At 65.9% G+C, this 22,170-nt stretch carries 19 protein-coding genes; 6 read left to right on the top strand and 13 right to left on the bottom strand.

Annotated elements, in window-relative coordinates:
- Positions 1–32 precede the first annotated feature (32 nt).
- The gene (locus ARTSIC4J27_RS17300) at positions 33–1,544 is read left to right on the top strand and encodes a helix-turn-helix transcriptional regulator (protein WP_050056445.1); all 1,512 of its coding nucleotides are present in this window, start codon (positions 33–35) and stop codon (positions 1,542–1,544) included.
- Positions 1,545–1,552: 8 nt separating this feature from the next.
- Here ARTSIC4J27_RS17300 and ARTSIC4J27_RS17295 read toward each other — a convergent pair whose 3' ends face one another.
- The 4 genes from ARTSIC4J27_RS17295 to ARTSIC4J27_RS17280 all read right to left on the bottom strand — a co-directional run bounded on the left by ARTSIC4J27_RS17295 (position 1,553) and on the right by ARTSIC4J27_RS17280 (position 6,060).
- Positions 1,553–2,809 carry a hypothetical protein gene (locus ARTSIC4J27_RS17295; protein ID WP_152683910.1) on the bottom strand — a complete coding sequence of 419 codons (1,257 nt, stop codon included), beginning with the start codon at positions 2,807–2,809 and terminating at the stop codon, positions 1,553–1,555.
- A 118-nt stretch (positions 2,810–2,927) separates the two neighbouring features.
- Positions 2,928–3,953: a TAXI family TRAP transporter solute-binding subunit gene (locus ARTSIC4J27_RS17290; protein WP_050056443.1), complete on the bottom strand. Its 1,026-nt coding sequence runs from the start codon at positions 3,951–3,953 to the stop codon at positions 2,928–2,930.
- Positions 3,950–5,395 carry a sensor histidine kinase gene (locus ARTSIC4J27_RS17285; protein ID WP_050056442.1) on the bottom strand — a complete coding sequence of 482 codons (1,446 nt, stop codon included), beginning with the start codon at positions 5,393–5,395 and terminating at the stop codon, positions 3,950–3,952. Before ARTSIC4J27_RS17285 ends, ARTSIC4J27_RS17290 begins: the two co-directional genes overlap by 4 nt.
- Positions 5,392–6,060, bottom strand: a complete 669-nt coding sequence (locus ARTSIC4J27_RS17280; RefSeq protein WP_050056441.1) for a response regulator transcription factor — start codon at positions 6,058–6,060, stop codon at positions 5,392–5,394. Before ARTSIC4J27_RS17280 ends, ARTSIC4J27_RS17285 begins: the two co-directional genes overlap by 4 nt.
- 380 nt (positions 6,061–6,440) lie before the next feature.
- On the opposite strand from ARTSIC4J27_RS17280, the gene ARTSIC4J27_RS17275 reads away from it, so the two are divergent.
- Positions 6,441–7,832 (top strand): MFS transporter, encoded by a 1,392-nt coding sequence (locus ARTSIC4J27_RS17275; protein WP_050056440.1) that lies wholly within the window; start codon positions 6,441–6,443, stop codon positions 7,830–7,832.
- Positions 7,833–8,140: 308 nt separating this feature from the next.
- Positions 8,141–9,403 carry a serpin family protein gene (locus tag ARTSIC4J27_RS17270; protein WP_407681138.1) on the top strand — a complete coding sequence of 421 codons (1,263 nt, stop codon included), beginning with the start codon at positions 8,141–8,143 and terminating at the stop codon, positions 9,401–9,403.
- Positions 9,404–9,455: 52 nt separating this feature from the next.
- Here ARTSIC4J27_RS17270 and ARTSIC4J27_RS17265 read toward each other — a convergent pair whose 3' ends face one another.
- Positions 9,456–10,313 carry a hydroxymethylpyrimidine/phosphomethylpyrimidine kinase gene (locus ARTSIC4J27_RS17265; RefSeq protein ID WP_050056439.1) on the bottom strand — a complete coding sequence of 286 codons (858 nt, stop codon included), beginning with the start codon at positions 10,311–10,313 and terminating at the stop codon, positions 9,456–9,458.
- A 160-nt stretch (positions 10,314–10,473) separates the two neighbouring features.
- Between ARTSIC4J27_RS17265 and ARTSIC4J27_RS17260 the strand changes: the two genes are divergently transcribed.
- Entirely contained in the window at positions 10,474–11,190 is a 717-nt protein-coding gene (locus tag ARTSIC4J27_RS17260) for a queuosine precursor transporter (RefSeq protein WP_050056923.1), read from the top strand.
- Here ARTSIC4J27_RS17260 and ARTSIC4J27_RS17255 read toward each other — a convergent pair whose 3' ends face one another.
- The 6 genes from ARTSIC4J27_RS17255 to ARTSIC4J27_RS17230 form a co-directional block, all read right to left on the bottom strand.
- On the bottom strand, positions 11,191–11,940 hold the full coding sequence (locus tag ARTSIC4J27_RS17255) for a dienelactone hydrolase family protein (protein ID WP_050056438.1): 750 nt from the start codon (positions 11,938–11,940) through the stop codon (positions 11,191–11,193).
- Between the two features lie 35 nt (positions 11,941–11,975).
- Positions 11,976–13,325, bottom strand: coding sequence for a tRNA guanosine(34) transglycosylase Tgt (gene tgt, locus ARTSIC4J27_RS17250; RefSeq protein WP_050056437.1), 1,350 nt, complete (start codon positions 13,323–13,325; stop codon positions 11,976–11,978).
- Positions 13,326–13,358: 33 nt separating this feature from the next.
- Complete coding sequence (locus ARTSIC4J27_RS17245) at positions 13,359–14,084, bottom strand: SRPBCC family protein (protein WP_050056436.1); 726 nt, start codon at positions 14,082–14,084, stop codon at positions 13,359–13,361.
- Between the two features lie 60 nt (positions 14,085–14,144).
- The gene (locus ARTSIC4J27_RS17240) at positions 14,145–15,179 is read right to left on the bottom strand and encodes a DUF6707 family protein (protein ID WP_050056435.1); all 1,035 of its coding nucleotides are present in this window, start codon (positions 15,177–15,179) and stop codon (positions 14,145–14,147) included.
- 87 nt (positions 15,180–15,266) lie between these two features.
- Positions 15,267–15,806, bottom strand: a complete 540-nt coding sequence (locus tag ARTSIC4J27_RS17235) for an NUDIX hydrolase family protein (RefSeq protein ID WP_050056434.1) — start codon at positions 15,804–15,806, stop codon at positions 15,267–15,269.
- Between the two features lie 9 nt (positions 15,807–15,815).
- Entirely contained in the window at positions 15,816–16,550 is a 735-nt protein-coding gene (locus tag ARTSIC4J27_RS17230) for a hypothetical protein (RefSeq protein ID WP_050056433.1), read from the bottom strand.
- Positions 16,551–16,655: 105 nt separating this feature from the next.
- On the opposite strand from ARTSIC4J27_RS17230, the gene ARTSIC4J27_RS17225 reads away from it, so the two are divergent.
- Complete coding sequence (locus ARTSIC4J27_RS17225) at positions 16,656–17,255, top strand: YdeI/OmpD-associated family protein (RefSeq protein ID WP_050056432.1); 600 nt, start codon at positions 16,656–16,658, stop codon at positions 17,253–17,255.
- A 110-nt stretch (positions 17,256–17,365) separates the two neighbouring features.
- A complete protein-coding gene (locus ARTSIC4J27_RS17220; protein WP_050056431.1) occupies positions 17,366–19,348 on the top strand; it encodes a glycoside hydrolase family 32 protein in 1,983 nt (660 codons plus the stop codon).
- Positions 19,349–19,378: 30 nt separating this feature from the next.
- Here ARTSIC4J27_RS17220 and ARTSIC4J27_RS17215 read toward each other — a convergent pair whose 3' ends face one another.
- Both ARTSIC4J27_RS17215 and ARTSIC4J27_RS17210 read right to left on the bottom strand, forming a co-directional pair.
- Positions 19,379–20,512 carry an ABC transporter ATP-binding protein gene (locus ARTSIC4J27_RS17215; protein WP_200900860.1) on the bottom strand — a complete coding sequence of 378 codons (1,134 nt, stop codon included), beginning with the start codon at positions 20,510–20,512 and terminating at the stop codon, positions 19,379–19,381.
- Positions 20,513–20,577: 65 nt separating this feature from the next.
- Complete coding sequence (locus ARTSIC4J27_RS17210; RefSeq protein ID WP_200900852.1) at positions 20,578–22,167, bottom strand: ABC transporter permease; 1,590 nt, start codon at positions 22,165–22,167, stop codon at positions 20,578–20,580.
- Positions 22,168–22,170: the final 3 nt, after the last annotated feature.

Below are 22,170 nucleotides of genomic sequence, written 5' to 3'. Positions count from 1 at the left end.
ACCCCCTTTCTAGATGAAAGGTGTGGAAAGAAATGCACTTCTTCCCGTATTCTTCAGAAATGCCACCTTCAAGCTGGAACAGGGACGTGTCCCAACCGCCGTCCACCGCCGCAGCGGAACTGGACGTGATTGCCCTAGGCCGCCGCGTCCGCCATCTGCGCAAACAAGCCGGGCTCACGCTCGATGACCTGAGCGCCGCCGTTGGCACCGCTCCAAGCCAGCTCAGCCTGATTGAAAACGGCAAGCGTGAGCCTAAGCTGACCCTGCTCCAGCACCTTGCGGGGGCCCTTAACGTCACCATCGACCAACTGCTGGGGGCCGAACCTCCCAGCCGCCGGGCGGCATTGGAAATCGAGCTCGAACGGTACCAGCGCGGGCGGCTTTATGAATCCCTGAACCTGCCCAAAATCCGCATCAGCTCGCGGCTTCCGCTGGATGTGCTCGAGGCCCAGGTGGGGTTGCTGCAGGAGCTCGAACGCAAGATGAACGAGCAGGTGGCCACCCCGGAAGAAGCCCGCCGGGCCAACGGTGAACTGCGGGCGATGATGCGGGAGCGGGGCAACTACTTTCCGGAGTATGAGGCCGAAGCGCAGAAGGTCCTCAAAGAGGTGGGTTACACCACCGGGCCGCTGAGCCAGCACGTGATCGCGGACATCGCGGCGCACCTCGGGTTTACCCTCCATCACGTGGGCGATTTGCCTCATTCGACGCGGTCAGTGACAGATTTGAAGAACCGCAAAATTTATCTGACGCAGAGCCAGCGGCAGGACCACGATCCCCGCTCGGTGCTGCTGCAGGCCCTGGGCCACTACGTTCTGGGGCATGAGACGCCCCGGAACTACGGTGACTTCCTGGCGCAGCGGGTGGCCACCAACTATTTCGCCGCCGCCCTACTCCTCCCCGAGCAGGCAACGGTGGAATTTTTGCAAAAAGCCAAGACAGCGAAGGAGATCGCGGTCGAGGATATCCGGGACGCGTTCGCCGTTTCCTACGAAACCGCGGCCCACCGCTTCACCAACCTGGCCACCAAGCACCTGGGAATCACCACCCATTTCCAGAAGACGCACCAGAGCGGGATCATCTACAAGGCCTACGAGAATGACGGCGTGAATTTTCCGCAGGATCACACCGGCGCCATCGAGGGGCAGCCGTCCTGCAAGGCCTGGACGTCCCGGGCAGTGTTTGACGTGCCGGATAAGTTCAGCGCTTACAGCCAGTACACGGACACTCCGTCCGGCACGTACTGGTGCACCGCCCGCACTGAACGGTCGCCCAGCGGCGAGTTTTCATTGAGCATCGGCGTTCCTTACCAGCACGTGAAGTGGTTCCGAGGGCGGGAGACGACGGCGCGGGCTACTTCCAACTGTCCGGATCCCACTTGCTGCAAGCGGCCGCCGGAATCGCTGACTTCCGAATGGGCCGGGAACGCCTGGCCGTCCGCCCGCGCCCACTCGCACCTGCTGGCCGCCATGCCGCCCGGAGCCTTCCCGGGCGTGGACGAAACCGAGGTGTACAGCTTCCTGCAGGCGCACTCCGGGAGTTAACGCCGGGGTCAGGAGTTCAAGAACGGCAGGCGAAGATTCTGCGAGGCCCTCCAGCCCCGTGCTTCTTTTAATGCTTTTTTTCCTTCACGCGATCCCAGCCCCTCGATAGCTGAGCGCCATCGAGCCTGAAGCGCTACGGAACGTAAGTGCGCGCGTCTATGAATGAGATACCTCAGATTCTGGACGAATATACGAACCGGGTTCCAAGCCTGCTTAGTCAAAGGCTTGTCACTTAATAGCCCCCGAATGCATGCCAGTTGAACTAAGCCAATCAACAAAATGGCGCTGAGCAGGGGAAGGTAGGGCATGCCAACTGCGATCACGGTCCCAGTCGCAAACAGAAAGGGGACGGCCAGAGCAAACACACGCGTTATATAGGAACCCTTTGCTCGTCCTTCATTTCTCGCCTTTATCGACAACAGAGCCAGGCCCACGCCTACTAGAACTCCGGCAAAGCCGAGGACTCCAAGATTCACCCCGACTAAGATCAAGAACCGGATGTGCTGTGGATCAGAAAGCTGCTGGTATGCCGGATCTAAGAGCCTCCCTAATGCATCAACGCACGCAACAGACAGGCCACAAATTGCTAACCAGTTGCCGATGATACGCAGAGCCACCCGACTCTGTATGTCGCTGTCGTAAAGGTCTTGACCCCATCGGTAGCCCCACGCTCTTTCAAGAATTCCAGCCTTGTGGAGTACGTCGACAACACGCCACTTCCTTTGAATCTCGCTAAGGCCGTAGAACGTTGACGTCGGTCCAGCCAGCAGTAGCAGCAGCCAGAGAATGATGCAGGTCCCAGCACTTGCAGCGGCCTGTTGATCCCAGCCGACTTCATTGACGTGGAGGATTATCCAACTGATGGCGCGATATGGAGCAGATGCCGCGACCAGGGTTAGGAAGAACTGAATCAGCACCCTGAACTCAAGTCGGGTCCAGAGCCTGACTGCGTCTTCCATTCCCAGATCTTCTGAGGAATGGCGGTCAAAGCGGCTCAAAGCGAGAACCACGCCGGCCAAGGCGACAAACTGCGTGATACCGGTGGGATCGAGGGACAGTACCAGGAATGCACCGAGGATCCGTCCGTCAAGAAAGGACACCTCGCGAACCTCCACGGACCAGTCGGGTCCCGACAGGAGAAGTATGAGCATCGCCCATATGAACAGGCCGCCTAAGAAAATGACGCCCACATCAAATGAGACGCTTCTGCGCTCGTTGAGGCCAATGGTATGAAGCTGATTTATAGAATTAAGTGGCGTATTCATGGTCAGAGCGTATGCAAGGGCTGTGACACCGACTGCCACGCAACTTCAAGTGGTAGTGGGGGCCCGATTCCAGGGTCAGTCCAGGCTTTTTCGAATGGCATAGGCCGGTACGCCGGAACTACCCGTGGAGCTCGCGGTATGCGGCAGCTGCTCCAGGATGCAGCGGCAGGCCGGCGGTGTTGATGAGGGATTCGGGGCTGAGGAACTGGACGCCCAGGCTGGACTGGGGAATGAGCTCCTCCGCGCGGCCCACGAGCAGCTCCACCGTCCGCTTCACAGTGGTATCCCCCAGATCGCTCCGGCACAGCAGCAGGTTGGTCACCCCCACCGTCCAGACTGCGGGAAGCCCCTCGTACGCTCCGGCCGGGATAAGCACCCGGTCGTAAAAGGTGCCGTACTCCTCACGCAGCACTGGAAGCAGCACGGACAGATCCAGGAAAGCGAGGCCCACGTCGTGGTGCGCGGCGGCGATGGCGGCGGTGGGCACGCCGCCGGACCAGAACAAGGCATCCACTGATCCGTCCCGGAGTGCCGACAGCCCGTCATTGAGTCCCAGGTTCAGGACCGTCACCGTTTGTCCGCCACCGCTGGCGGCACCACCGGCGGTGACGGAAGTAAGGCGGGCTGCTTCGAGCAGGCGCGGTGTGGTCAGGGACGTTCCGGACCCCGGCTCACCCACAGCCACCGTCCTGCCTGCCAGATCCGAGATGGCGCGAAGACCGCTGGCCTGCCGGACAGCACAGTGGACGTAGTTTTCGTAGACCCGGCCGAGGGCTGCGATTCCCGCCTCGGATGCGATCCTCCCCGCTGCCTTTTCGGCCGCCGAATCAGCAAGGGCGACCGCGAACGTGGCCCGCCCGGCGAGGAGGTGCTCGAGGTTGTCCAGGCTGCCGCCAGTCTGGAGGGCAGTGGCTTGCCGGGCCACCCCGTTGCGTTGCAGCGAGGCGGCAAGCAGGGTAGCGAACTCGAGGTAGAAACCGCCCGGCTCGCCACCAGCCACAACTAAAGAATCCACCCGGTCTTCCGGAGTGCAGGCGCCCAGCGCCGGCAGCACAATTCCCGCCAGTCCAGCGGCCGTACCGGCTTTGAGCACCCAACGCCTGGATATCGAGGGTGCGGTCAGAAGGGAAGACGGGTCACTCATGCCGTGCCGCCTGCCGGTTCGTCTCCCAGCTCTGAGCCGGCTCGCGGGAACTCGAGACAGGCGAGCAGGCCGTGGGGCTGTGCCGCGGCCAGCAGAAGGCGTCCGCCGTTCGCCACGGCAAGTTTGTCCACGATGGTCATGCCCAGGCCGTTACCGCTGACCGCCGTGTGCTCCGGCGAGCGCCAAAAACGCCGGGTGGCCACTGACCTTTGCTCGAACGAAAGCCCGGGCCCGTCGTCGGACACTTCGATCACCACAGTGTTGCCGCGTGCGCTGACTCCAACCGCAATGGTGGCGCCGCCGGCGTACTTGATGGCGTTGTTCAGCAGTTCGCCAACCATCTGGGAAAGGTCGTCCGGGCGGCAGGAGATCAGTGCCGGCACTTGAGGCGGGCTCCCGAGCACGATGGAGGCACCCGCCAGCCGAGCGGCGGGTCCTGCCCGTTCGGCTTCCCCCTGCAGGACGGGAAAGGGGTCAATAGGAGTCCGGTCGTCGGGGGAGGGGCCTCCGGACGGGGTTCCGGCCGAGTCCGCGAAGGCCCGGTGCTCCGCCGCGGCAAGTTTCAACACGCCGTCCAGGATCTCCTCCACACTTTCAAGCTCGGTGACGACGGCGGAGGCGGCAACCCGCTCCTTGGCGGTCTTCAGCTCCAGCTGCAGCAGGTCGATCCGCAACCGCAGCGCTCCCACCGGGTTGCGGAGCTCATGGGAGGTATCCGCGATGAGCTGGCGCTGGGCTTCGATGCTGTCGCTGACACTCTGTGCCATGGACGTGAAGGACCGGCTCAGCTCCCTCAGCTCGGGCGGGCCTTCCTCCGGCAGCCGGCCGCTCCGGCCGGTCGTTTCAAGCTCGGCGACGGCGGCATTGAGCCGGTGGACCGGGCGCAGCACCCAACGGGTCACCCGGGCCGCGGCGATGAGGAGCAGGGCCGCGAGGGCGGCTGCGGCCAGTCCGACGGCGAGCCAGCGTTCGCGCAGTTTCTGCCGGGCAGCGTCCTGGTTGACTTCCAGGACGGCCGCCCCGAGCACCTGGCTGGCACTTCCGAAGGAGCGGGAAATCACTGCCGGGCCGGTGCCGAAGGGTTGAAGCGGCGCCAACGTGGTGTCGCTCAGGTTCAGGCCCGCCCTGGCCAGGGCATCGCGCACGTCGGCCCTGTCCTCGCTGAGGCCGCCGGAGCGCAGGGTTCCCTGCTGCAGCCGGATGAGGACGCCCTCGCCGTAGAGCTCGGAGTACCGGTCCATTTCGGCCTGCAGCTGGGTGACGTCGCCGCCGTCGGCCCCGGCATCGAAGGCAACCTGGGCGAGCCGGTTCAGGGACGCGGCCCGGTTGATCTGGAGTTCCTGGGTAAGTTCTCTGCCGGCCGAGGCCAGAATGGTGTTGGACGCGATGAGGACCAGAAGGACGGACAGGACGCTCAGGACCCCGAGGACGCGGAGCCTCACGCAGAATCCGCCTCGATGCGGTAGCCCACGCCCCGGACGTTGATGATGAAGCCCGGAAGTCCAAGCTTGGCCCGGAGACCCGTCAGGTGGACATCAAGGGCCCGGGATGAGGCGACGAACGCATCACCCCACAGCGAGTCCAGGATCTGCTCCCGGGTCACCACTGAACCTGCATGGCTGGCCAGGAGCGCGAGCAGGTCGAATTCCGTGGCCGTCAGGGGAAGGTCTTCCTTGGCGCGGACAGCCACGCGGCGTTCGAGGTCCACTTCCAGTTCCCCCAGCGTGATGAGGCGCTGCCGGGTGTCCTGGGACCTTGCGGCCCGGCGGGTCACCGCCTCGATCCGGGCGAGCAGCTCCACCAGCTTGACCGGTTTGACCAGGTAGTCGTCGGCTCCGGAGCGCAGGCCCAGCACCACGCTGCGTTCATCGTCCCGCGCGGTGAGGATCAGTATGGGGACAGGAGTCACCCGGCGGAGCTTCCGCAGCACCTCGAGGCCGTCCATGTCCGGGAGTCCGAGGTCCAGCAAAATGACTCCGAACCGCCGGTGCTCAAGGAGCGCGTCCGCGCCGCGGGAAACCCTGCTGGACTTGTGCCCGGCAGAAACCACCGCCGCTTCGAGGGCGGATGCCATGGCGTCGTCGTCCTCGACGATGAGCACGTCCATAGCCAGTTCCTGTTCCCTTTCGAGCGGCGAGGTCGAGCGGCGAGGTCGAGCGGCGCGGCGTCGCGGACCCCGGACCATTCTGCCCGCCCTTGGCAGATTACCCCTTCCGCCGGTTCTCCGCCGCGTACGCGGGACCGTCCCGGCACAACCGGCAACCGATCCCGCACAACCGCAACCGGAATGAATACCTAAGGAAGTGTTAGGAATTCCGTTTTCGCTTGGGCTGTGCCGTGGCTCACGCATAGCTTGGACGAGGTCCTCAAGCGTTACGAGGGGACGAACAACCTCAAGGAGGAAACCATGAGCAACGCTGCCGTGGACAGCACAAAAATCAGGCCGGAGCGGACAGCGGGGACCGCGCAGCCAAGGAAGGTTCAGCGATGAGCAGCCAGCAAAGCGCAGCAGTCAGCGAGTCGGCACAGACCCGGCGCGCCGTGGGCAACATTCTGAAGGGCTCCGCCGGCAACCTGGTGGAGTGGTACGACCTCTACGTCTACACAGTCTTCGCCGCCTACTTCCAGGCGCACTTCTTCAACTCCAAGGATGAACTCCAGGCCGGCCTTGAAGCCATGGCCGTTTTCTCCACGTCCTTCCTCATGCGCCCCATCGGCGCCTGGTTCTTCGGCCGGTACGCGGACCGCAAGGGCCGCAAGGCAGCATTGACGCTCAGCGTGACCCTGATGTCTGCCGGTTCCTTCGCCATCGCCGTCCTCCCCACCCAGGATGTGATCGGGCTTTGGGCGATGATCCTGCTGGTCCTCATCAGGGTGATCCAGGGGTTCTCCGTGGGTGGCGAGTACGGCACCAGCGCCACGTACATGTCAGAGGCCGCCACCAGCAAGCGCCGCGGATTCTTCTCCAGCTTCCAGTACGTCACCCTGGTGGGCGGCCAGATGCTGGCGCTGCTGGTCCTGGTGATCCTGCAGAACGCCATGCCCAAGGGCGACCTCACCGAGTGGGGCTGGCGCATCCCGTTCGCCATCGGCGGCGTCGCCGCGCTGGTGGTCCTGTGGCTGCGGCGCTCCATGGAAGAAACTGTCTCGGCCGAGCAGATCCAGGCTGCCAAGGCGCCGGCGGCGGGCGGAGCCCAGCCGGGCACCATGAAACTGCTGTTCACCCAGTATTGGAAGCCGCTGCTGATCTGCATCGGCGTCACTCTGGGCGGCACCGTGGCGTTCTACACGTACACCAACTTCATCCTGAAGTTCATGAACGATACCTCGGGCATCGCCAAGACGGACACCTCCGTGATCAACTTCTGGGCACTGTTCATCTTTATGCTCCTTCAGCCGGTTTACGGCATCATCTCGGACAAGGTGGGCCGCAAGCCGCTGCTGCTGTGGTTCGGCATCACCGGCGTCCTGTTCACCTGGCCGCTGCTCTCCACCCTTGCCGGGACCAAGGATCCGTTCACCGCGTTCCTCCTCATGATGGGCGGCCTGTTGATCGTGGGCGGCTACACCTCCATCAACGCACTGGTGAAGGCCGAACTCTTCCCGGCCTCCATCCGCGCCCTTGGCGTGGGCCTGGGCTACGCCATCGCCAACTCGCTCTTCGGCGGCACCGTCCCGCTGATCGGCGCGGCGTTCCAGAAAGCCGGGCGGGAGGACCTCTTCTTCACCTACGTCACCGTGGCGATTGCCGTGTCCCTGCTGGTGTATATCTTCGCCCTGAAGAACAAAAAAGCTACCCACCTGGACCGCGAACAGGGCCACGCCTGGGTCCAGGCATCCAAGGACGGCGACAAGGAAAAGGACCCGGTGGGCGTCTGACGCCGGCAGAAGGAACAAAGGAGGGTACGACGGCGGGTGGCCGCCCGCCGTCGTACGCCCACCACACCAGGACGCTCTATCAGTTCCTGCAGGAAATACCCGAACGCTCTATCACTCTCTTCAGGAAAGTGATGGAGCGTTGCGGGTTTTCCCGCGTTAAGTGATAGAGCGTCCTGTGGGGGCGTCGCGGGTGGCGAGACCTAAATGAGTGCAAAGCGTGACCGTACAGGCATGGTCCGCTGCCGGCACCGCTGTTTCACTGGAAGCAGGCGGGTTTCCGCCTGGTGACGCCGGGGGAGGCAACAGCCGTGAAGCATTTTCAGCGGACAATCGCGGTGGGCGCAGTGCTGGCCATGGCTGGGTGTGCTGCGCCGGCGCCGCCGCAGATGCTCACGGCCGAGGGCGTTGAACGGGTTGCTGTGGACAGCGCAGCCTTGAGCGAAGAACTTGCCGCCTTCCGGAATTCCGCCTTCACGCTGGGTGATGCCCTCCTGGCCGGCGGGGGAGAAGGCAACGTGGTTGCCTCGCCCGGCAGCCTGCTGATTGCCCTGGCCATGCTGCGCTCAGGAGCAACCGGGGACGCCGCCGCAGAGATGGATGCCATGCTCGGCCTTCCGGCTGACGGCCGGGACGAGGCCATGAACGGATTGCTCGCCGCCTTGGAAGACTACGACGGCGACCCCGGCTCCGTTGACGAGGAGAACCCGCCCGCCAAACCGCTGGTGCATACCGCGAACGGGTTGTTTGTGGACCGGAACGTTCCCACGGGCGAGGACTACCTGAAGACCCTCGCGAAGCACTACGGGACCGGCGTGTACCCGGTGGACTTCGGTGACGAGGCGGCCACGAAGCCGGCGATGGACGCCTGGGTCACCAGGAACACCGGCGGCCGGATCGAGAAGGCGCCCGCCCGATACGACACCAGGAACACCTTCAGCCTCCTCAACACCGTCTATTTTGCCGGAGCCTGGGATACCCCGTTCGAGGCTGAGGCTACGTCGGACCGGCCGTTCGCAACGCCGCAGGGAACCGCCAATGTGCCCACAATGCACGCCGTGCAGCAGATGGCATACGCCGAGGGCCCGGGCTGGCAGGCAGTGGACCTGCCGTACGGCGCAGGGTTTGTGATGCGGCTGGTGCTTCCTGCGGAAGATTCCGACGGCGGTGCTGCCGCCGTCCAGGCGGACATGCTGGCCGGCGTGGCACCTGCCCTGGAGGCCGCAGACCCGGAACCCGTCGAACTGGCACTGCCCGCCTGGGACCACAAGAGCAGCTTTGATGTGCGGGCGGTGCTCGAGCAACTGGGCCTCCGCAAAACCTTGGAAACAACGACGGATTTTGATGCCATCCAGCCGGGCATGGTGCTGACCGAGGCTGCGCAGGACGCGAACATCACAGTCGCGGAAAAGGGGACCATAGCGGCAGCCGTCACCCAGATCAACGGTATGGTGAGCAGCGGCCCGGCCCAGCCCGACAGGTCCATCGCCTTTGACCGGCCGTTCCACTACCAGATCGTCCACACGGAGACTGGCTTGCCGCTGTTTATGGGGAGGGTCACCGACCCCCGCTGATGCTGCCTGCGGCCCGGCAGTAAAACAGGCAGTGAAGCGGGCTGCGGGGAAGCTAGCGCGGGCCGCCCTGCCACAGGGCATCGAACGGTGCACCCGAGGCCACGCGGTTCCGGATCCCGGCGGTGACGAAGGCCTTCGCAGTCCGTGCAGCCTCCAGCGGCGCCGCGCCCTTGGCCAGTTCGGCGGTGACCGCGGCAGCAAGGGAGCACCCTGCTCCGGACACCGCCACCTCGCCCACCTTCTCCGCGCGCAGCACCTCAAGCGTTTCACCGTCGTAGAAAACGTCGACGGCGTCCGGGCCTGCCAGCCGCACCCCGCCCTTGGCGAGAACTGCGGCGCCGCTCAGCTCATGGATGCGGACGGCTGCTGCCTTGAGGGACTCCACGTCCGTGATCTCCAGGCCGGAGAGGGACTCCGCCTCAAAGTGGTTCGGCGTCACGAAGGTGGCCAGCGGAAGGATCTGCGCCTTCAGCGCCTGATCGGTGTCCAGGGCGTGTCCCGGCTCCTGGCCCTTGCAGATCAGCACCGGGTCCAGCACCACATTGCGGAACCGGCCGCCCCCGAGGGCACCCGCCACGGTGCTGATGGTGGCCGGGCTGCCCAGCATGCCGATCTTCACCGTGTCCAGCACGGACGGTGCGCCCGACGACGGACCGTAGGCCGCCGTCGTCGCCTCCAGCTGGTCGGCGATCACCTGCTGGTCCACCGGCACGAAGCGGTGGTTCCAGCTGTCGTTCGGGTTGAAGGACACGATGCAGGTCAGGTTGGCAATGCCGAAGACCCCCAGCTCCTGGAAGGTCTTCAGATCAGCCTGCGCGCCGGCACCGCCGGTAGCTTCGGAACCGGCGATGGTCAGGACGACGGCGGGTGCAGCTGCGGGGGACTGGACATCGGTGGCAACGGAAGTCATGGCACCATCCTGCCATCCGGCGTCGGCCGTCCGCTTTGTGTGCCTGGACAGCGCCCCTGACAGTACCCGTTCAATGGGACAATGGGACGGACAGTGCTAATACAGCCGGCCGCCCGGATTCTTTCCCGGCCCCGAGCGAACCACTATGAACGGACTCTCCATGCCCTCAGCCCCAGGCCAGAACGCCGTGCCCGAAACCACTCCCACCGGCAGCGGCGCCAGGTTCGCTTCCATCGGTTCCCCGTACTTCGGGATCATGCTGGCGGTGATGGCCGTAGTGCTGATCCTGTCCAACATCGGCGCTTCTAAAGGCGTGGCAATCGGGCCCATCATCACCGATGGCGGCTTCTTCCTGTTCCCGCTGGCGTACATCCTGGGCGACGTCATCAGCGAGGTCTACGGTTTCAAAGTGGCGCGCAAAGCCATCTTCACCACGTTCGCGCTGTCAGTCTTCGCGTCCCTCTGCTACTGGGTGATCATCGCCCTGCCCGGCTTCGGCGACGAGTACGGGACCGCCAAGCAGGCGGCGCTGGAAGGCGCCCTGGGCCCGGTACCCCAGATTGTGCTGGCTTCCCTGCTGGCCTTCCTCGCCGGGCAGACCATCAACTCCTGGATCCTGGTGAAGATGAAGGCCCGCTCGGGGGAAAAGTCCCTGTGGGCGCGGTTGATGGGTTCCTCAGGTGCGGGCGAGTTCGTGGACACCCTGATCTTCTGCAGCATCGCCGCCTCCGTCATCGGCATCACTGAATTCGGCACGTTTGTGAACTACGTGGTGGTGGGCTTCGTGTACAAGACCCTGGTGGAGTTCATTTTTGTGCCGGTCACGTCCCTGGTGATCGGCTGGGTCAAGAAGCGCGAACCGAGCTACGGCGCTTAGCTAGCCCTTGAGGGTGGCGTCGAGCAGCGCCCGCAGCTCCCGGAAGTGACGCTCCGTGGCCTCGGCATGGAAGGCCGAGGTGTCGGCCATCGAGTAGCCGTGCGATGCTCCGGGGTAGATCTCGTTCGACGCCTGAAGGCCAGCGGACTGGAGCGCCCCGCCCAGCCCGGCGACGGCGTCGGGAGTCATGCCCGGGTCGTGGTCCGCGTGGCCGAAAACAAAACGGGCGCGGGCCCGGGCAAGGCCGAGATGGGGGCTGTCCGGGGCGTCGGTGGCGAGTCCGCCGCCATGGAATCCAGCGCAGGCTGCCACCACATCCGGCCGCGCCGCGGCGGTGCGGACGGCAAGCCTGGCCCCCATGCAGTAGCCGAAGGCGCCGATCGGGCCGGGCGTGACGCCGTCGAGCCCGCCGAGCGCCTTGACCCACGCATCGATGTCGGCCATGGCCTTGTCCGCAGTGAGGCGCCCCACCCGCGGGAAGGCGGCCTTGCCGGCGGTTTCCCTGCCCTCCGGCGTGGTCATGTCAGTGGCGGGAGCAAGCTCGGCGGCCTTGCCTTCGCGGTAGAAGACGTTCGGCGCCAGGACGATGTAGCCCCAATCGGCCACCCGCTGGGCCATGTCCTGGATGCGGGGGCGGAGGCCGAACGCATCCATGTAGAGGATGACGCCGGGAAACGGGCCGGTGCCGGTGGACGGGCGGGCCACCAGGGCTTCGGCGGTGCCTGCTGCGGCAGGGATCTCGATGGGCATGGGCTCAGGATATCGGAGCCGTCCCAGGAACCTGGTCAGGAGTAATACTGGCCCAGGGTTTCGGCCTTGAACTCGAAGAAGGTGCCTGCTTCGATGGCCAGCCGGGCATCGTCCACCATCTTCACCACGAAGCGCTCATTGTGGATGGAGATCAGGGTGGCGGAAAGCATCTCCTTGGCCTTGAACAGGTGGTGGATGTAGGCCCTCGAGTAGTGGGTGCAGGTGTAGCAGTCGCAGCCGTCCTGGAGCGGGCCGAAATCGCGTTTGTACTTGGCGCCCGAAAGGTTGAACCGGCCCTGCGGCGTGTAGAACGCGGAGTTCCTGGCGACGCGGGTGGGGGAGACGCAGTCGAAGGTGTCGGCGCCGTTTTCGATGGCCGTGAAGATGTCGTCCGGCTCGGAGATGCCCAGCAGGTGGCGCGGTTTGTCCTCGGGCAGTTCCTCGTTGCACCAGCGGACAATCGTGCCCAGGTTCTCCTTTTCCAAGGCCCCGCCGATGCCGAAACCGTCGAACGGCATGGCGCCGAGGTCCCGGCAGGCCTTCCGGCGCAGGTCCTCGTACTGGGCGCCCTGGATCACGCCGAACAACGCCTGGTACGGCTTCCCCGCCCGCGACCCGGTCAGCCGGAAATGCTCCGTGATGCACCGCTCCGCCCACAGCCGCGTGCGCTCCAGCGACTCCTCCTGGTAGCCGCGGGAATTCTGCAGGGTGGTCAGCTCGTCAAAGGCGAACATGATGTCCGCGCCGATCCGGTGCTGGACCTGCATGGAGATCTCGGGGGAGAAGCGGTGTTTATCCCCGTTCAGGTGCGATTTGAACCAGACGCCGTCGTCGTCGATATGCGCCAGGCGCTCCTTGCCGGGGGCAACGGCGTCATCGGGAACAGCCGCGTCCGCGGAAGAAACAGTCTTCATGTCAATGACCTTCTTGAACCCCGAGCCCAGGCTCATCACCTGGAATCCACCGGAGTCCGTGAACGTGGGCCCGGTCCAGTTCATAAAGGCACCCAGCCCGCCGGCTTCATCGAGAATGTCCGCGCCCGGCTGCAGGTAGAGGTGGTAGGCGTTGGCCAGGAGGGCCTGGGCACCAAGGTCAGCCATCGATTCGGGCAGCACCGCTTTCACCGTGGCTTTTGTCCCCACGGCGATGAACGCGGGTGTGCGGATTTCCCCATGGGGCGTGGTGATGGTGCCGGTGCGCCCCAGGAATTCACCGCCGTTGTCCGCAACCTGGGCGGCCGATGCAGGGCACGCCTCCGCAAGGCGGGAGCCCACCCGGAAGCCGAACTCGGACTGCCGGGACAACGCGCCGTGCAGTGCGGTTTCCACGGCGGGGGCAGCCGCCGGGGCAGAAGGGGACGAAGCGGAAGCAGGGTTGGCTGGCACCGTACCAGTGTGCCAGCAATTGGGACTGTTCCCTCAGCTGACCGGTTCCGCTGTGGGGTAGTTCTCAGCCCGCCACGAGTCCCAGGACGAGCGGATCGCGTCAAGCCGGCCGGCGCCCAGGCCGTAGGTGGAGATAATTACCAGCGAGCCGCCGTCGGGCCGGACATCCTCGATCTTGGGCTGGTCGGCCACGATCAGCAGGCCGTCCCCGTGCTCCGCGTAGCTGTGGACTGTGAGCCCCACCTGGTGGTTGCTCCGGTACCAGACCTTCCCGGAGATCTCCTCGCCGGTGGGCAAGGTCAGCGTGTACTCAGCGCCCGGGGCGGGAACGTCCGAGAGGCCGAGTTTTTCAGTGGCGGAAACCGCACCGCCGGGCACCTGCAGGAACAGTGTGTGGCGTTTCCCGTGCGGGTGCCGTTCGAGCGCAAAGCGGAGTTGCTGCAGGAACGTCAGCCAGCCCTGGGTGATGTCTTCGTCCCAGGCGGCCCATTCCGAGTTGTGGTCCAGCGCAGCGCGGGTGATGCTGACCCGGGTCCCGTTGGGCTCGGGGTGGAGCTCGAAGACGTCGCCGCCGTGGACCGTGAAGCTCGTGTGGTCCGGTGCTTCCTCTTCGTCCCCGGAAAAGTAGATCTGCTTGATCTCGGCGTCCAGGTCCTCGGCCTGCCAGCCGTGCCATTGGGCCACTTTGGACGGTTCGCGCAGCATCGTCCAGACCTGCGGCGCGTCAGCATTGATCACAACGCTCAGATTGTTAGTCATAGCCCCGAATGTACAACTCCCGCCCCGCGCCGGGTAGGGGTAATTTGTTGGCTGTGGACTTCAGGCCCGGACTGCCTCAAGTTCGTTGCTGATGCGGCGTTCAAGCTCGCCCGCCCCGATCGTTTCCGAGCCCCCGTGCGCCCGCAGGAACAGCAGGGATTCGAGCCGCAGGAGCCGCCACTCCCGCTCGGCGTCGTGGTTGGAGTTGTCGATGGACCGGAAAATTTCCTTGTCGTACAGGTTGGGCTCGTTGAGCGAGCGCTGCCGGACCTTGGCGGCCATCCTGGCCTTGAAGGGGTCCGTTTCCTGGTTTTCCGGGGTGCGGATCAGCTTTTCGTAGACCTCGGCCCGCTCCTCCTGGCCGTTTTGCCGGCAGATGTAGCTGGACAGCGCCAGGGAGGCTTCCACGGATGCCCAGCGGCCGGGGTTCCCGTCATAGGGCAGGACGTTGAGCAGGTCCGCGACGGCCAGGGCACCATCGGCGTCCTTGAGCGTGATGAACAGTTCGTGGGCGAGGTCGCTGAGGTCCTTCAGGCAGCTGCCCGACTTGAAGTTGACCCCTTTCGCCAGCCGGTCGGCCAGCAGCAGCACACCTTCCGCGTCCGGGTGGGCGTCCGCCGCGGCTTCCACCACTGATTCCGGGGTGCCCTTCGGTGCCGGGATCAGGGCGAGGTCCTCCTCGCTGGGGCCGGTTGCCGCCGGGGGAACCGGAGGCAGGGGAGGTACGACGACGGCGGGAGCCGCAGGTGCCGCAGCCGCCTCTTCGCCGGGCTGCTCCTGCCCGGCCACCTTGACCGGGCCTGTTTCCGGGGCGGTGCCGGCCGCCTCGGCAGGGATGGCGGCCAGCGGAAGCTGCGTGACGCCGTCGGACTCCCCGTCCAGCACCGTCACTGCCGTGCCCACGGCGATCCGCAAGGTTCCGCCGCCGGACAGGCTGGCCAGCACCAGCGCGGGCGCGCCGAAATCGTCCAGTTCAAGCTCAACCTGGCGGATTTCCGCTGTCCGCTCACCGTCCGGCAGCAGGATGTGGCTGCCGGTGGTCAGAGATCCAGCCTGCTGTTCGCTGTAGTTCCGGGCGGCTGGTGTTTCGGTCATGGGAGTCCTTAAGTTCTCTTGCGGTCCGCCCTACAGTCTACAAAGGAGGGCGCCCGAAGTCGGGGACGCCGGGTGCAGCCGAGGGTGTCAGAACCCCACGCCCGCGAAGGCCAGGGCCTGGCGGATCAGGCCCCCGCGGCCGCCGGAAAATTCCATCTGCACGCCGGGGCTCAGGACTTCCTCGGGGGTCATCCAGGTCAGTTCGAGGGCGTCCTGGCGGGGTTCGCATTCGCCGGTCACCGGGATCACGTAGGCCAGGGACACGGCGTGTTGCCGCTCATCGGTGAAGCCGGTCTGCGACGGGGCAGGGAAGTATTCGGCCACCGTGAAGGGGACCGGGCTGATGGGCAGTTGCGGGAACGCCAGCGGACCAAGGTCTTTTTCCATGTGCCGGAGAAGCGCGGCCCGGATGGTCTCGCGGTAGATGACGCGCCCGGACACCAGCGAGCGGACCATGGTGCCGTCCTCGTCAGCCTGGAGCAGGGTTCCCACTTCGTTGACGAAACCCAGCGGATCGAGCCGGACCGGCACAGCCTCCACGTACACCATGGGCAGCCGCCCGCGCGCCTCAAATAGGTCTTCTTCGGAGAGCCAGCCGGGATTCGGGTCAGGTGTGCGCACGTTCATGCTTAAGTTCTACCCCATGGGACGGTGCTCGGAGATCCACACCGTAGCCGGCACGTGGGCCGCGCCGGACCCGGCGTCCGGGTTGGCCACGTGGAGCGTGCTGCCAAAGGCCTCCTCCGTTACCGTTGCCTCGAACCCAGCGGAGGCGAGGCGTGCCCGCAGTGGTTCCAGGCCGCCGTCGTACTCAAAACCAATGCCGGGCCGGGACGGACCCGCGGCCGGGCGCACCAAAAGCACGCCTCCGTTCTTGGCCGTGAAGTCGGCGGTTTCGTCCGCGTCGGGCACCGGGCGGGGACGGGCGCCTATGTGCCGCAGCGTCCGGGTTGCCGCGGCGGTATCCTCCGTAAACCAGACCCCGACGACGGCCAGGGCCGGGTCAGCGTCGGCGCACTGGGCCATGTGGGCGGCTTTGTCGGCCAGGAAAGTGAAGCCGTCCGGTGCGGTGATCCGGCAGGTTTCACCGTGATCCGCCGTGATGATTTCCGCAGGAGCGGTTCCATCGTCCTGGGCCGAGAGATTGGTCCGGCGGGTGAATTCGGCAAGGTCGCCCACCTCCACGGCGAATGCTGTGGATCCGTCCTCGGCTGACCCGTCCGGCACGGTATGGAGGGCAAGGCGGCCTGAACCGGCGTCAAAGACCTGCCACCCGGGCTCATTTTCGCTGCGGACCATGCCCAACTCGGTGAGCAGCAGCTCCCAGACATCGATCTTGGACGTGAAATGAAGCGGACGGACACGCAGCATGATCTTTCCTTTTGTTTGGTTGAGCAGGCCTAAGCCCATGGTGCCACGGCCCGTGTCCGCCGGGGAGGGGCTTGTGCCGTCGCCGCCCGCGGGCAGAATAGGGAAATGGCTGTTGAACTCGAGGAACTGCTGGTGCCGGACGCCGCCGCCTGGCGCGGCTGGCTGGAAGAAAACCACAGGACCAGCCCCGGCGTGTGGCTGGTGCTGCACAAGAAGGGCGGGCAGGTAACGGCGCTGGACTATGCGGCTGCGCTGGACGAGGCGCTGTGCTTCGGCTGGATCGATGGCCAGGGCAAGGGCCGGGATGCAGAAACTTCCCTGCAACGGATGACGCCGCGGGGCCCCAAAAGCCCGTGGTCTGCCCGGAACGTGGGCCATGTGGCCCGGTTGGACGCCGAGGGCAGGATGGCAGAGGCCGGCTGGGCCGCCGTCAACGCAGCCAAGGAAGACGGCCGCTGGGACAAAGCGTACGACGGGCAGGCCACGGCCGAAGTCCCGGCGGACCTGGCTGCCGCCATCGCTGCCGTTCCGGCCGCCCAGGCGATGTTCGATGTCCTCACCAAAACCAACCGCTTTGCCCTGATTTACCGGACCAATTCGGTGAAACAGGCTGCCACCCGCGAACGCAAAATTGCCGGGTTCGTGGACATGCTGGCCCGCGGCGAGGCGCCGTACCCGCAGAAGAAGCGTCCGGCCGGGATGTAACAGTAATTGGGTCCTGGCGTTTGAACGCGTAGGGTTGATGGTTCACTTGCGCTGATGCCGCCTCCTCATCCGGGGGCGGCATTTGTGTGTTCGGCGACGGAACGATACCCATGATCCGCAAACCCTTCAGAATTCCCTCTCGATTTTTCCCGGGCCGCCACTTATGGTGGGCCGCCGCTGCGGCCGCTGCCGCCCTGGTGGTGGTCCTCTCCCTGGTCCTGTCCGGCAACGCCGGTTCAGGAGCAGACGCCAAGGCCCGGCGTGTCCTGGACAGCGTCGCAGCCGCCCAGACCGCTGCGAAGGACCGTTCCGGCGCCTACGCGTCCCTGTGGCTCAAGGGCGAAGACCGGTCGCTCACCCAGCGTGGCCAGGACGTATCGGCGGAGGGCGCGGAGGATGTGCGCAGCATCGAGTGCGGCGGCGGCTGGCTTGCCGGGGCTCGCGTGGAGGGCCAGGTGTTCCTCCGCAGCAGCAAGGCCGACGGCGTGGGGCAGGATCCGGAGGCTGTGCAGCTTCCGGAATGCATCAGTTCCGAGGCCCGGGACGCCTTGCTCACCGACCTGGGCGTGCAGCGGACCTGGCCGGCGCCGGACGCGGCCCAACTCGAAACTCTGGAAGACGATCCCGGCTACCGCCCGGCCTACCACCTCACCCCCGAGCAGCGGTGGATGAACGATCCGCAGCGCCCTTTTCTCCTGGCTGGAGTGTGGCACTACTACTACCTCTACAACGCCGACTACCCCGAGGGGAACGGCACCGAGTGGTTCCACGCCACCAGCACCGACCTGGTCCACTGGAAGAACGAGGGTGTGGCCATCCCCAAGTTCCGCAACGGGTTGGGGGACATTGAAACCGGGTCTGCCGTCGTCGACACCGAAGGAACGGCAGGTTTTGGCAAAGGCGCGGTAGTGGCGATCCTTACCCAGCAGGACGACGGCGTCCAGCGCCAATCCCTTTTCTACTCCACGGACAACGGGTATAGCTTCACCAGTTATGACGGGAATCCGGTGATGGACAACCCCGGCGCGGAGCATTGGCGGGACCCGCGGATTGTGCGCGACGAGGCAAACAACCAGTGGCTGATGCTGCTTGCCGAAGGCCACAAGATCGGCTTTTACACATCGCAGGACCTGAAGCGGTGGAACTATGTCTCGGGCTTAGACCGGGAGGGCCTGGGCATCCTGGAATGCCCCGACTTCTTCCAAATGGACGTGGACGGCGATCCCTCCCGGCGCACCTGGGTGCTGGCTGCCGGCGCCAACGGTGCCGCGGAAGGCCGCACCACCGGGCTGGCCTACTGGACGGGCACCTGGGATGGCAAGGGCTTCGCGGCGGACGGAGAGCACCAGTGGCTCGACGCCGGGCCGGACTTCTACGCGGCCGTCACCTGGGACGACCCGCGGCTCACCGACGGGCAGCGCAAGTCGTCACGGCACGCCATCGGCTGGATGAACAACTGGGCCTACGCCCGCGAGCTGCCCACCAGGGACTGGTTCGGCGCTGCCTCTGTGGTGCGGGACATCCGCCTGGAGTCCGACGGCGGCCGGCCGGCTTTGGTGTCCACGCCCACCCGTGCCCTGGAATCGTTGGAAGGCCCCGCAGAGCCAGTCGCGGAGGGACCGCTGGCAGAAGACGGCGAGGTCCTGCCAGTTCCGGCCAGCGGAGCGTTCAAGGTTGACCTGGAACTCGAAAAGCTTGAATCCGGGACCGGCGAAGCCCGGGTCCTTCTGCAAAGCGGCGGGAAGGCATATGCCACCGTGGGCTATGACTTTGCCGAGGGCAAGGCTTTTGTTGCCCGGGACGGAGACGAGGTTGCCAGCGGTCCCCGCCCGGACGCATCGGGTGACAAGGCCGCAGCGCAGGAAACCTACCGCCAAGTCTCCGCAACCGAGGGCGCACCGGGACGTGGCTCCGTCCGCCTGACTGCGTACGTGGACCGGTCCTCCGTGGAGGTTTTTGTGGATGGCGGCAGGCAGACCGTCACCTCGCTCGTCTTCCCGCCGTCGGGCGGCAAGGACGTGCGGCTCGCTGCAGCGGGCGGCACCGTGAATATTACGAGCGGCTCCGTCACCCCGCTCGCGCGCATCCGCTGACGGGCACGGCCGGCTCAGGGTTCGACCGGCTCAAGGTTCGATCGGGAATGCAACGCCTTCGCCCACCACCCGAAGGCAGAGCTCCATGCCGGGCCGGGCGATGGAGGCGTTCCAGTGCCGGATAGTGATGATTTCGCCGCCGCCCGGGTAGCGGTGGTCTGAACCGCCGGCGAGCTCCGGTGGAACAGCAAGCTTGAGCCGGACGGTGGTTTCCGGGCCGAAGTAGTCGGTATCCACCACTACGCCGCGGATGGGGCCGTCCTCGGCGATCCGGATCTGTTCGGGCCGCAGCATCAGCTGCACCCGGCCCTGCGCCGGTGGCCTGCGGACCGGGATGCCGCCCAGTGAACACGTGGCGAGCGAACCCTCCATCCAGGCGTCCAGGATAACGGCGTCGCCCAGGAACTCGGCGGTGGCGCGGTCGGCGGGGCGGGTGTACACCACAAACGGGTTGCCGATCTGCGCCAGTTTTCCGCCGCGCATCACTGCAACCTGGTCAGCAAAGGACAACGCTTCAGCCTGGTCATGGGTCACCAGGATGGTGGTGACGCCCGCCTGGTTCAGGACGTTCGCCACTGCCCGCCGGGTGGCAACACGGAGGCCGGCGTCGAGGGCGGAGAACGGCTCGTCCAGCAGCATCAGTTCAGGCTCACGCGCAAGGGCCCGGGCCAGGGCAACGCGCTGCTGCTGGCCGCCTGACAACTGGTGGGGACGCCGCTTCGCCATGTCCGGATCCAGGGACACCATCTCCAGCAGTTCGCGGATGCGGTCCTGCACAGCCCTGCGCCCGCCGGGCAGCTTCGCCGGGTCAAGCCCGAAGGCAACGTTTTTGCCCACGCTGAGGTGGGGGAACAGGGCGCCGTCCTGGGCTACATATCCGATGTGCCGTTTGTGCGCCGGCACCCAGGCGCCGTCCCCGGCCACCTTGGCACCGTTGAGGGAGATGCTGCCGGTGACCGGATGGTCAAACCCGGCGATCAGCCGGAGCAGGGTGGTTTTCCCCGATCCGGAAGGACCAACAATGGCGGTGGTTCCACCCCGGGCCACGGAAAGATTGACGCCTTTCAGAACCGGCTGGCTGCCAAAGTTCCGGGTGACGTCCGCGATGACCAGGTGGCTGTCCGTGGAGGTGGCCACCGAGGGCGCGACCCGCGGCTCCGGCAGCCTTGAGGGCGCCCGATCGATAGGGGCTTCCGGGATCGGGGCTCGCTCAATCGGCGCTTGTTCGATCACTGTCCGGCTACTTTCTTGGACTGCTGGAAAAGGAGGTAGGTCATGGGGGCCGACAGCAGGATCATCAGCAGGGCGTAGGGAGCCGCTCCCGCGTAGTCGATCTCGCTGCTCTTGCTCCAGAACTCGGTGGCCAGCGTGCGGGTCCCGTTGGGGGACAGCAGCAGGGTGGCGGTGAGTTCGTTGGTAATGGCCAGGAAAACCAGGGCGGCCCCGCCTGCGGCCGCGGGAGCGGTGAGCCGCAGGGTGACCCGGATGAAGGCCAGCAGCGGCGGCTTGCCCAGCGCCTGCGCGGCCTCATCAAGTTCCTTGGGCGCCTGGGCCAGCCCGGTACGGAGGTTCACCAGCGCCCGGGGGAGGAACAGCAGGACGTAGGCCGCCACCAGCACGCCCGCGGTTTGGTACAACCCCGGAACCACCCGGATGCTCACGGTCACGAAGGCCAGCCCCACCACGATGCCAGGCAACGAACTGGTGATGTAGTTGGAGAGCTCCAGGGATTTGCTGAACCAGCCTGGATGCCGGACAGCAAGGTAGGCCATGGGAAACGCCACCACCGTGGTGGCAACCGCGCCCGCCAGGCCGTAACCCAGCGTGGACAGCAGAGCCGGAAGGAACTCGTCCGCGGCCCACACCCCGGCCCCGCCGGCCACGATCCACCGCACCACGAAGTACAGCGGCAGCCCCACTGCCAGCGCGGTCAGCACCAGCAGGAAGGCCTGGGCCGGGACCTGGTACCCGTGCAGCGGCAGCCGGAGGGCCCTCGCCTGCGCACCGGAGCCGATCCGGGCGTAGCGGGCACTGCCGCGGCTGCGGACCTCGGCCAGGAGGAGGAGCAGGCAGAAGAACACCAGGACGCTGGCCAGCATGTTCCCGGCGGCCCCGTTGAACGTGGACTGGTACTGGGTCATGATCGCGGTGGTGAAGGTATCGAACCGGATCATGGCGAACGCGCCGTATTCGGCCAGCAGGTGCAGCCCCACCAGCAGCGCCCCGCCGGTCATGGCAATCCGGAGCTGGGGGAGCACCACCCGGAAGAACGTGCGCCAGGCGCCAAGCCCCAGTGCAGCGGCGGACTGTTCGATGGCCGGGTCCAGCCGGCTCAGGGACGCGGCGGCCGGGATGTACACCAGCGGGAAGTAGGACAGCGTGGCAATCAGGACGCCCGAGCCCAGGCCGCCCATCGAGGGAACGGCGGATACCCAGCCGTAGCTGTTGACGAAGGCTGGAATCGCCAGCGGGGCTGCCAGCAGGACCGCCCATATTTTGCGTCCCCGCAGCGTGGTCCGTTCAACCAGCCACGCGCCGGCCACGCCCAGTACCAGGCACAGGGGAACGGTGGCCGCCATGAGCAGGAGGGTGTTCAGCAGCAGCTCGGCCACCCGCGGCCGGAAGATCAGTCCGACGGCGGTGTCCCAGCCGGTTGCCACCGTCATGTACACCACGTACCCCAGGGGGACGAGCGAAAAGAGGGCGATCAGCACCGCCAGGACGGACACCGCTGAAACGCCGAAAGGCGGGCGGGGGCTGCTGCCCCGGCCCGCCGTCGTCGTGCTCCCCTGAAGGGGAGCCGATAGATCGGAGGTCACGAA

Source organism: Pseudarthrobacter siccitolerans, assembly GCF_001046895.1.
Lineage (GTDB): Bacteria > Actinomycetota > Actinomycetes > Actinomycetales > Micrococcaceae > Arthrobacter > Arthrobacter siccitolerans.
Note: the sequence above shows the minus strand (reverse complement) of the source record. Positions and strands in the feature narration are given on the sequence as shown.